General features: G+C 67.1%; 10 protein-coding genes. 9 read left to right on the top strand and 1 reads right to left on the bottom strand.

The genetic code is table 11. The annotated features are described in order from the left end of the window. The first annotated feature begins 979 nt into the window (after nt 1–979). Together OG488_RS38575 and OG488_RS38570 are read left to right on the top strand one after the other, a co-directional pair. Nucleotides 980–1,204 carry a hypothetical protein gene (locus tag OG488_RS38575; protein WP_329224656.1) on the top strand — a complete coding sequence of 75 codons (225 nt, stop codon included), beginning with the start codon at nt 980–982 and terminating at the stop codon, nt 1,202–1,204. 148 nt (nt 1,205–1,352) lie between these two features. Continuing rightward, the gene (locus OG488_RS38570; RefSeq protein WP_329224658.1) at nt 1,353–1,511 is read left to right on the top strand and encodes a hypothetical protein; all 159 of its coding nucleotides are present in this window, start codon (nt 1,353–1,355) and stop codon (nt 1,509–1,511) included. 61 nt (nt 1,512–1,572) lie between these two features. Here OG488_RS38570 and OG488_RS38565 read toward each other — a convergent pair whose 3' ends face one another. Beyond that, nucleotides 1,573–1,998, bottom strand: coding sequence for a hypothetical protein (locus tag OG488_RS38565; RefSeq protein WP_329224660.1), 426 nt, complete (start codon nt 1,996–1,998; stop codon nt 1,573–1,575). A gap of 367 nt (nt 1,999–2,365) precedes the next feature. Here OG488_RS38565 and OG488_RS38560 point away from each other — a divergent pair, with 367 nt between their 5' ends. From OG488_RS38560 to OG488_RS38535, 7 genes are all read left to right on the top strand, one after another. Next, a complete protein-coding gene (locus tag OG488_RS38560; protein ID WP_329224662.1) occupies nt 2,366–2,734 on the top strand; it encodes a hypothetical protein in 369 nt (122 codons plus the stop codon). An 86-nt stretch (nt 2,735–2,820) separates the two neighbouring features. Continuing rightward, nucleotides 2,821–3,543 carry a hypothetical protein gene (locus OG488_RS38555; protein ID WP_329224664.1) on the top strand — a complete coding sequence of 241 codons (723 nt, stop codon included), beginning with the start codon at nt 2,821–2,823 and terminating at the stop codon, nt 3,541–3,543. Nucleotides 3,544–3,776: 233 nt separating this feature from the next. After that, complete coding sequence (locus tag OG488_RS39400) at nt 3,777–4,415, top strand: Pycsar system effector family protein (protein WP_443074268.1); 639 nt, start codon at nt 3,777–3,779, stop codon at nt 4,413–4,415. Between the two features lie 45 nt (nt 4,416–4,460). Next, nucleotides 4,461–5,120: a Crp/Fnr family transcriptional regulator gene (locus OG488_RS38550; RefSeq protein ID WP_250294422.1), complete on the top strand. Its 660-nt coding sequence runs from the start codon at nt 4,461–4,463 to the stop codon at nt 5,118–5,120. A gap of 102 nt (nt 5,121–5,222) precedes the next feature. Next, nucleotides 5,223–6,020, top strand: a complete 798-nt coding sequence (locus OG488_RS38545) for a hypothetical protein (protein ID WP_329224668.1) — start codon at nt 5,223–5,225, stop codon at nt 6,018–6,020. 306 nt (nt 6,021–6,326) lie between these two features. Further along, on the top strand, nt 6,327–8,330 hold the full coding sequence (locus tag OG488_RS38540) for a hypothetical protein (RefSeq protein WP_329224671.1): 2,004 nt from the start codon (nt 6,327–6,329) through the stop codon (nt 8,328–8,330). Continuing rightward, nucleotides 8,327–9,016 carry a hypothetical protein gene (locus OG488_RS38535; RefSeq protein ID WP_329224673.1) on the top strand — a complete coding sequence of 230 codons (690 nt, stop codon included), beginning with the start codon at nt 8,327–8,329 and terminating at the stop codon, nt 9,014–9,016. The genes OG488_RS38540 and OG488_RS38535 overlap by 4 nt, the downstream gene beginning before the upstream one ends. Nucleotides 9,017–9,419 lie beyond the last annotated feature (403 nt).

The raw sequence follows: 9,419 nt of genomic DNA, 5'->3' as shown, positions 1-9,419 counted from the left end.
TCTTCAGTTGGGCCTGGCGGCCCAACCCCGGCCTGACGGCCGGATGGTGACGCGTCGTCATGCCTGGCGGCATGACTGTGGGTTGGGGTGGGTTGGGGCTTGCCCCTGGCGGGGCAAACGGGGTGGTGTTCGGGCCTGACGGCCCGATGGGTGGTGGGGTGTCATGCCTGGCGGCATGACTGGGGGTTGGGTGGGCTTGTTCCCCTTCCCTGGCGGTCGGGGGTGTTGAGGTTGGGCGCCTGTCGGCGCTGTTGATGTCATTTTGGTTTTTGGGCAGGGATTTGATTCGGTGTCTCCCCTGGCGGAGAGTCTGGGTGTGTCTTGTGAGCTGGGCGTTGTGTTGGTTGGCCTGACGGCCTGGATGAGTGGTGGTTGGGGTGGGTTGGGCCTGAGGGTGCGGGGCTACGCCCTCGCGGTAGTCGAACTGTCTGTCTTCCGGGCCTTCCTGGCGGGAGTTTGTGCGGGGCCGAGTATGACGCTCGGTCTTCTGCCCCTTCGTTGCCTTCGGCCCGGCCTGGGCATCCCGTGGGCAAATCCTCTTGATGTTCCTTGTCCTGCCGGACTGCCCGTGGATCGTGTCCTTCTGAGCTCCTCGCTACTCGGCGAACTGCCTATGAGGATGGCCGTCCGCTTCTCCCCCGTCCTACCGATCTAGGCGTACACGTCTCCCTTGGGTTACCTGGTGCGGGGGGGCGCAGTGGGGAGCTTCTCCGGCCCTCAGTCCTGCCACTTTCCTGCCCGCCATGTCGAACTCATGCCGGAGGCAGTACCGATGACCACCCGCCAAGCACCCGGGGCACCACCCGCGCCGATCGCCGCTACGCTGAACACGCCACCCTGGGCCAGGGCCGAAGCCCCACAGGGACGCGCTCACGCAGAGAGCCGCAGCAGGACCGCCGACCGCGCGGCGCACACCCCCGCGGACGACACCACGCAGGTGTCCGCTGTCCTCGATCCCTCTGCTCAAGGGAGCAGCATCATGACCCGGGACAACGATCCCGCGCGCGTCCAGCCGCCCAACCTCGCGCCCATCCCGCAGCAGCCCGCTGTCGGTGCCGGTGCCGGCCTGACCGCCGCGATGGCCCAGGGCGCCGCTCAGGGTGCCGCCCGTTCCATCACGGCTCGGCTGGTGGACAAGTGCCTCACTAACCCGCCCGACTGGCTCAGAGCCCTGTGGCACGCCCTACCGAGACCCTGGGAGTAGCCACTGCGGCCGGGCAGGACCACCTGCCCGGCCGCTCGGACATCAGGCGGTGCCGAATTCGTGGGCGGGGCCGCCGCGCCATTCCACCCACTGCGGTCGTCCAGAAGGGCCTCGGGATCAGTGAAGCCAATGCCCTCAAGGAACGTCCTTGCCCAAGAACAGCTCGTACCTCAAGGTGCTGGAAGACCTGCGCCTGCTGCCGCTTCTGATGCGCATTCGGTGGGAGGTGAATCTCGTTCCCGTTCCACCCCGTAAATCGGTGAGGAACCGGCCCAAGGCATACCGTCCCAGTGCCAGCCGCTACTGACAGCGGAGGCTTGCCCAGGGTCAACGCGAGCGGCGCGACGACGCGGAGTACTGGTGCGCCGTCAGAAGTTCATCGCTCTCCAGCGCTCGATCCCCTCGGCCTGCCAGTTCTTCACAGGCTGCCGTGGAGTCCCGTGGGCGGTCGCCGCCGTGTTGCCGTCGCCTTTGGGCTGGCCCGCGTCGGAGTCTTCGCTGGACGAAGCGGTCGCGCGTACGGAAGTAGTTGGATGGAGGAGCTGTCCTCCGAAGATGGTCTGCAAGCTTGAGGGGTCCGTGCCCTTGCCCAGCGGGAGCCACGCCTCGGGCGGTGAGGTCGTCGCAACCGATGGCGGCTCCGTTCCGACGGGAGCGAAGAACACCTGAGCAGGCTCTTCCCACACCGTCGACTTCAGGGCGACCTGCGCGTCGAAGACTTCCGGCCTGAGCCGCAGAACACCGTCCTTCCACAGAGCTTCGATGTAGGAGAGGAGCTCGATCGTCGCGACCATGGTCCAGGCGACCAGCCGGGAGGGAGTTTTGCGGTAACCGTCCCTACGGGCTGCAGGAGCTGGCCCGGCACGCCGGCTACAGCTTCTCCGGTGTGCGTACCGCGTACGGCGAGAAGGAAGTCGAGGCAGTTGCCGAGCAGATCGGGCGGGCACCAAACCGGCCAAGCCGCCACCACACCGCCGAGGAAACACGGGGATGACGATGACCCGGGCCTGTGTGACCGGGAGTGATGCGGCCGCTGGCGTCGGGGCGAGCGCTATGGTCCTTGGCCGTGGACGCTCCTGATCTTGACTACCGGGCCCGGACGAGGTCCGGCTGCATCCCGCCGGAGCTGGTCTCGCGGCTGCTCGAACGAGGCATAGCGACGTGGTGGAGTTGCAGGCCGGACGCAGGGAGTGGTTCTGCGCGCTGGCGTGGGCTCGGGTGCTGGGTGGTCAGGGCCGAGAGGCCGACGCGTGGGAGACGCTCGCCCCGTACGTGGCAACGCGCTGGTGGACGGCTGTTGTTGCCGCGGCCGAGTTACTGGAGGGCTGGGGCCGCATCGACGAGGCGATCGACCTCACCCGGACCGGCATGGAAGCCGGACACCCGATGGCTTTGGAGGCCTACACGAGGCTACTTGCCCGGCACGGCCGCGCCGGGGAGGCGTTCGACCTGCTCGTGCCGCACATCCATGACTGGGTGCTCGCCACCGCCTTGGTCGACGTCGCCTCCGTTGCCGGCCGCGACGAGTAGGCTGCCGCGCTGTTCGCCGACCGGATTCGGGCCGAGCTCACTGCTGCGAGGGCCCGTAGTGCTGCCGCGGCCTCGATCCCGACACAGTGCTCGGCCTGCTCGCGACGATCCGCGAGCGCCAGGGCCACATCGATGAAGCCATCGCCCTGCTCCGCCGCCGGCAGATCACCTCGGTCAACAGCCGAGACCAACTCGACGACCCGTTGGCCCGGCACGGCCGGATCGAGGAACTGCAGGCCTACGCCGCGCTGGACAGTCATGAGGAGGCCGTACAGCAGCTGGCGGAGGCCGGGCGCTTGCACGAAGCCGATACCGTCCTCCAGCAGCGGCTGGATCACAAGAACAGCCACGACCTCGCCGGCTCCCTCATCGACCTCGGCCGCGTGGAGGAGGCGCTGAGCACCCTCCCCACAGCCCCCGCCACCGCTCACGCCAACAACACACCTGTGGTCCGACAAGCCACCGTTCTGAAACCCTCACCACGTACGGGCGATGACAGCCCCTCATCCGCTGGCAGAGGAGGCGGCCATGCGGTTGACGGCAGCCCGCGGCTGGGCACTCAGGAACGTGGGGTGCCGCCTCGCAAGTCACCGGCCGGAGCCAACCTGAGGCAGCCACCGGCGCGGCCCGTCCAGTCGACGTACGAAGGGCCCCGGACGCGCCCCGCATCCACGATGCCTTCAGGTCACCACATAAAGGCGTGGCGTAGCCCGGGGCCCACCCGAACGCGTAGACCGCCATCAACTGATCACAAAGGCCAATCCTGGACAGCCGCGCTCGCCGCCCTCGGACTGGAATGGGCGGCCTGACGGACCAACACGGCGCCCTCTGGAGATTTCCTCGGCGGGGCCGTGCCGGTTCTGCTACCCGTGGCGGTTCGGCTGTGTCTGGGTGTCTGGGTGTCTGGGTGTCTGTGAAGTTCTCGTTGCCGGTTTGTTGTGTCGCGGGGTGGGGACTGCTGGCGCAGCAGGGATGGTGATGGAAGTTGCTGGGTCTGTGCCCTGTGGTGGGCTTCGGTGGTCCAGGGAGGTGGGCATGGTGGATGGGCATCGCGGTTGGCGCGGTGTTCGGCGCTGGGGAGGCTGACGTGGTTGGTGCTTCGTGTTCTGAGTGGATGCAGGCGGGTCGGAGGCAGTGGGTGATGCAGGCGGGTCGGAGGCAGTGGGTGATGCAGGCGGGTCGGAGGCAGTGGGTGATGCAGGCGGGTCGGAGGCAGTGGGTTCGGGAGTGCGCTTCGTATGCGTTTACTGAGGTGCAGCGGGCGGATGTGAAGGCGACGGTGCTGTGTGGGGTGGCCGGGGCTCTGTTGGGTGTGGGGGTTGTCGGTCTGACGGGTGCGTGGGGTGTTCGGTGGGTGTTGGCCTGTTCTCTGACGGTGGCGTGTGTGCTGCTGGGGTTGAGTGTCGGGGTTTCGCTGTGGGCCATAAGGCCAGTGATTCCTGCTGGGGGGTTTCAGCGTGAGTTGGCGGGGTGTGGGGGTGTGCGTGGTCTTGAGGAGTTTGTGGCTGCGGTGGGGCGTGGGGGTGCGGTCGATGAGCAGTGGTGGGAGGTGCGTCGGTTGTGGGTGCTGAGTGTGCTGGCTGGTCGTAAGTTGATGTGGGTGCGTCTAGGGGTTGATTTGGTCATTTCGGCTCTGGTTGTGGCTGGATTGGGTGTGTTGATCACCTACGTGTTGGGTTGAGACGATGCATGACGTGTGCTCGTGAGCAGGCGTGATGGGGGGCATGTGTATCAGTCGCATCTCGAACTGATTGGCGGATCTTTGTGGTCTGCGTTGCAGGGTCTGGCTCCGCAGCGTGTGCGGCCGGCCCGGAGTCTGTTGTTGCGGCAGGGGGATCCTGCAACGCACGTGATCATGCTTGATGCTGGCTCGACTCTGGTGACGCTGACTGGTCAGCGGGGTGAGCGTGCTCTGCTTGCGGTGCGGGGCGCTGGGGCTCTTCTGGGTGAGCTGGCTGTACTGGATGAGCAGCCGCGTACTGCTTCGGTCATCGCAGCTGAGGCGTGTCACGTTCGCATCGTTCCGGCCTCTGACTTTCTGGCGTTTGTCGAGGAGCATCATCTGCTGGCGCCGTTGCTGCGTCACGCCATTAATCGGGTGCGGGAGGGACAAGCGGTCCGGCTTGAGCTGTCGACGGCGTCGGTGCCGGTGCGTCTGGCGTCAGCTCTGGGGCGGCTGTCCGATGCAGCGTCTTCTGCGGCTACGGGCCTTGTCGTGCGTCTGACGCAGACGGAGCTTTCCCAGATGATCGGGGCCTCTCGCAACGCGGTGGGAAATGCTCTCCGGCCCTGGCGTGAGGAGGGGTGGGTGGCCACGGAATCGGGGGGCGGGCTCCTCATCCGCAACATTGGTGCCATCCAGTCACACGCCCATACACAAGCGTGATGAGGGGCACGCCGGTGGTGCCCCCTGGTGGGCACCACCAGCCTGACAGGGGGAACAGCATGAGGTCTTCGTGCACGCCTGTCCCCCTTTGGAGGGCCCCTCATGGCATCACCGATCCCTCAAGACCGTCTCGTGCCCGCGGAACACGCGCTGGTGGTCATCGACATGAAGGAGTACAGCAAGTTCCCTGAGGCGAAGATGGCCCCGGTCCGCTCCGATGTGGACGACATCCTGGCCACCGTGCTCGCTGAGTGCGGGCTCAAGGACCCTCGCGAGGAAGCGAATGCGTTCAAGGACCGTGGTGACGGCGCCATTTTGGTTTTTCCGGCCCCGTACCTGGCTCGGCTCGTCGATCCGCTGTTGGGACGTCTCAACGCAGCGCTGACGCGCTACGACCAGCAGCGGCTGAGTAGTGCCCCTGCTGTCTACCTCCGGGCCAGTGTGCACGTCGGGCCGCTGTCCCTGCCGGATCACCGGGGTGATGCCATCAATGACGCGTGCCGGCTGGTCGACAGCCAGGAGGTGCGCGGGGCGCTGGCCGCGGCGGTCGAGGGGGGTGCCTTTCTGGCAGTCGCGCTCTCCGAGACTGCATATCGGCGTACCGTGCGTGCCGGGCGGACACCGGGGCTGGACCGGCAGCATTTCCTTGAGACCCTCGCCCACGTCAGCGACAAGCCGCACTTCACGGAGCCGTGCCGCCTTCATGTGCCGGGGCTGACCGGCAAGGCGGTACTCCCCCACCTCGTCGAAGCTCCGCCACCGGCCTCGCAGCCGGCGAGCGCTCCCATCGCTGCGCCGGCCGCAGGCAGTGGCGGCATCTTCCAGTTCCACGAGCAGGTCGTCGACTCCACGATCGCCAACCACATCGGCAAGCTGCGGATCGACCGTCGCCCGCGCTGAGACGGCCCGTCTCTCATCGCCTCCTGCACCCTCGCGTCCACCTCACCCTGGAGTGCCCGCATGTCCGACACCCCCATCGATGCCTCACGGCCCGAGCCCCCAGCACCGGAAGATGAGTCCGGCCCCGGCGGCTGGTTGCGCAGGCTGCGCCCAGAAGGCCAGCCTCCCCAACCGGTGCGGGACACGCCGGGTGAGCGCTCTCACGCGCCTCTGACGGGGCCGGCCGGGTCGGTAGATCCGCACCACAACGCGCCGAGTCTGCTGCGCACCGACGGGGCGGCTACGCACCTATACGGGGAGGTCGGTGTGGTCGCCAACGTCGTCGAGGAACTGAACCTGCAGACGAGCACACATAAGCGGGATGTGCTCGAGGGTGTCGAGATCGACCGCGGACGGCTCCTGGATCAGCCGTTCGTCCGTGGCCCCCACTGGGACGCCGTCTGGACCCAGGCGCTGGATGCCGTCAGCGGCCGCCCGCAGCAACCCGTACTTGTCATCGTGGCGCCGCGCTCGTTCGGGTCGACGACGTTCGCCCTGCGGCTGCTGGCGCAGCACACCGATAGTCATGTGGGTCTCGTCAAACTGGATGCGGACTGGAGCTTTCCCACCAAGGGGCGCCTGCCGCTGGAGAAAGAGCATGCCTTCCAGCTCGACCTCAAGCACCCGGAGAACGACCAGCTGTCCTCGGACTTCCTGAACGCGCTGTCGTCGCACGCCTCCCAGCTTCGTGCGATCGGCTCCTATCTGGTGCTGACCGTGGCGCAGGAGTTGTGGCGCGATCACCGCCTGGGCGAGCGTGAGGGGGTCCATGTCGTTCATCTGCGGGAGGCGCCCGACGCCCAGAAGGTGGTCGAGGCGCATCTAGAAGCTTATGGCTATGAGCGGCTGATCACGTCTCTGCAGTCCTATTCCAAGGCACAAGCGTCCTTACGGGGGCTGACCGCTGTCGCCGCCGAGCGCGCAGCTCACACCATCGTGATGGTATGGCAGGAGCACTCCCATCTGGAGCAGTCGCCAATCCCGGCCCGCGTCGGTGAGCAGCCCGCGATGAGCCTGGAAGACCGTCTTACCGCGGCGCTGACCGACTGGCGCAGCGAACTCGACGCTCTGTTCGGCGAAATGACGCATTTGCATAGCCATGGCAATCCCTCGCTCACGGTGGAGGACCGCTGTCTGCTGCTGGCTCTCGCCGTGCAGCAGTCCGCGCCCATGCCCGATGTCGCGCGCGGCGCGCAGGAACTGCTGACACGGGCTGCCGGCCAGTCCTCCGCCTCGTCCGGTGCAGGCGGTGCGTTCGCTGCGGCCCCCAGCGCCCTTGCCGGTCGGGGGCTGCGCCGCCGCATCCTGGACGTGGGGGCCGATGTAGACGGTCAGGACAGGGTCGTCTTTGACCGACCCGCGTACGGGCGGGCGGTGCTGGAGTACGTCTGGGACAACTACGACACGATGCGTGAGCCGCTGCTGGCCTGGCTGGTCGATGCGGCGCAGACGCCCAGCCTTGAGGACCCGACGGTCAGTGCGCTGGCCGAACTCACTCTGCGGCACGGAACGATGGGCTACCTCACCGCGCTGGGAAAGACGGCGTGCGCCAAGAAGCCCGAGGTGCTGGGCGCGGTCATGGAAAGCGCGGTGCGCAACGAGCACATCGGCCGTCTGGCGTGGGAGGCGCTCTACCGGTGGGCGGAGCAGGACGAGTACGCGCCGGCGGTGATCGTGTTGTGCCGGCGCATCCTGGAGGACACGACCGTCGCTCCTTCCGTGGCGAAGCGGGCCATGGTGCGTCTGCGCCGGATCGCGCACACCACTGGTGAGAGTGCCAACCGTGAGTTGGTCCTGGCTGCCTATACCGAGCTCGCTCAGCAGCCCGTCGGTGCCGTGCGTCTGGCAGCTGAGGTCCGTGAGTGGCAGCAGAGCAAGGGCTCTGCCCGGGGCGGGAGTCTGGCTTTTCTGGCGCTGATGGCGGCCCAGGACGACGGCGCCCCGTGGCTGCTGGCGCAGTCTTCGCTGGATATCGACGTGTCGCGTGGGGTGCATGATCTGCTGGGCAACCCGCGTACGGTCGCGGAGATCATTCCGCGGCTATCCCATTGGATTCGCGCCAGCACCACCGATCCTGTGGCCTATGGCCGGCTGCGGGACCAGCTCCTTCCGGCGCTGCGCGGCCACAACATGTTCGAGGCCGGCATGAATCTCATGCGGGAATTGCGTGGCATCTCCACCGCCGAGGGCACCAGCGTGGCAGACGACTTCTACCACCACCTCGTGGACACCCGTCTGCACGCTGTCTTTCCGCTGCAGGACGGCGCATGAGGTGGCCGTGGCAGCGTGCTGCCCGCACCAGTGCATCGGCCCAGCCCCGGTTGCTGCCCAGCGTAAGCGAGGGGGTCTGTTTCGAGGCGGTCTACACCATCGTGTGGCGTCCGCGCTGGCGCGCCGGTCCCCAGGTGGAGGAGAGCGTGCGGGCCCATGTTCACGCGACGGCGATGGGTGCAGCGGCAGCCCAGCCGGTGGTCGATCTGCCTGCCGCCCAGGACCAGGTCAATGCCGCCTTCTGCCTCCCCCACCTCAGCCCGTACTACCGGCTGCTGAGTGCGCGGGCAGTGCTGGGCCTGCCTACTGGTGCCCAAGAACTGCTCGCTCAGCAGCAGGCCGACGAGCAGCGCATCCGGCGTCTGTGCTTCCTCAAGAAGAACCTCTACGACCGTCCCGACCTCGTCGTCCTGGACCAGATGGAGCGCCGCGCAACAGGGGCACTGGACGAGGAGCTGGTAGGTGAGCTCCAGCGCCTGGCCCGTCTGATCAGTTCCTGTGACCAATGGTGGTTTCCCCTGCTGCAGCAGTGGGAGCTAGTGGGCCAAGGCTTCAAGGATCCGGAGAAGCAGAAACAGGCTCTGATCCTGCTGACAGAATCGCTCACCGCTCTCAACGGTGGCACCTTGCCTGAGGCTCTCACGGGCACTCAGAGCGAGGCCGCTGCGCGAAGGGCCCATCCGTGAAACTCCTTCTGTGGCGGATGGTGCTCTCCCCCCTCACCTGTGTGCAGGCCTTACGCATACGCCAACGCAGCACCGTGTCCCTGTCGTTCGATGCTGCCTGGCGTCAAGCCCGTATGAACCGCCATCCCGACGAGATGGTCTACCGGCATCACGGACACCGGGCAACGGCTCCCCGCACGGGCCCGGATCAGAATCCGCACGACAGGTCTCCGTCAGCCCCTCTCTGAAGACGTCAAAAGCCTCGATACGCCGCTGCGAGGGCAGAGAATCCCCGGAATCCGCCAGGGAGAGCCGTCGCGTCCGCAACACGTCCCGTAGGCGGGCAGCCCGCCACAGGCGTACGTAGGTACCAGCCGCCAGCCCACCTACTGATCGCGGGAAAGTCCCAGCGGCGCACCGCCAT

This window comes from Streptomyces sp. NBC_01460, from assembly GCF_036227405.1.
Taxonomy (GTDB): domain Bacteria; phylum Actinomycetota; class Actinomycetes; order Streptomycetales; family Streptomycetaceae; genus Streptomyces.
The sequence above is the reverse complement of the archived record's forward strand: the minus strand, read 5'-3'. Positions and strand labels throughout refer to the sequence as shown.